Genomic DNA, 233 nt, shown 5'->3' on the forward strand with positions numbered 1-233 from the left:
ATAGGTTAAGCTACAAAGAGCGCACGGTGGATGCCTTGGTGCTAGGAGCCGAAGAAGGACGGGACGAACACCGATATGCCTCGGGGAGCTGTAAGTAAGCATCGATCCGGGGATTTCCGAATGGGGGAACCCATACTTCGTAATGGAAGTATACCCATCCCTGAACACATAGGGGATGAGGAGGCAACCAGGGGAACTGAAACATCTAAGTACCCTGAGGAAGAGAAAGCAAA

Annotated in this window: 1 rRNA gene; it reads left to right on the forward strand. The window is 51.5% G+C overall.

Features of this window, described 5'->3' with window-relative positions:
• Positions 1-3 precede the first annotated feature (3 nt).
• Positions 4-233 (forward strand): 23S ribosomal RNA (locus tag TEPIDINF_RS15145); the annotation flags it as partial.

The organism is Tepidibacillus infernus (assembly GCF_048898065.1).
In the GTDB taxonomy this organism is placed as follows: domain Bacteria; phylum Bacillota; class Bacilli; order Tepidibacillales; family Tepidibacillaceae; genus Tepidibacillus_B; species Tepidibacillus_B infernus.